The sequence below is a fragment of the Microbispora sp. CSR-4 genome (genome assembly GCF_008033685.1).
In the GTDB taxonomy this organism is placed as follows: domain Bacteria; phylum Actinomycetota; class Actinomycetes; order Streptosporangiales; family Streptosporangiaceae; genus Microbispora.
In genome coordinates, this window is record NZ_VJVX01000276.1 from 1 (window position 1) to 429 (window position 429).

A 429-nucleotide genomic window follows, 5' to 3' on the forward strand; every position below is an offset into this window, starting at 1 on the left:
CGGCGGCGTACGGATCCGGCTGTGGGTTCCGGGCACCGTCCCGCAGCACCTGGTGGAGCACGCGATCGAGTCGGCCTGGCCGTCGGCGCGCACGGCGGTCGTGGAGGCGGCCCCGCCGGTCCCGCTGACCGGACAGGCGACTGGCGGGCACCTGGTGATCGCCCGAAGCGAGCTGCTGCCAATTCGCCACTCCCATGACCACGACCCGCTCCGCGCCCTGCTCGGAGCCGTCGTGGGCATGCCCGCCTGGCAGCACGCCGCCGTCCAGATCCTCGCCCGGCCCGCCACCGGCCGCCGCCTGGCCCAGCTGATCAGCGGAGGCCCCGCCGGAGTGACCACCAGGGGCGGGCTGGCCGTACCGCTCGGGCTGGTGCGCGCCTTTCTGGACTTCGTCACCCCCGGCCCGATGCACCCCCGGCTCCATCCAGC

At 75.5% G+C, this 429-nt stretch carries 1 pseudogene; it reads left to right on the plus strand.

Features of this window, described 5'->3' with window-relative positions:
* A pseudogene (locus FLV34_RS41125) lies at nucleotides 1–429 on the plus strand (hypothetical protein); the annotation flags it as partial.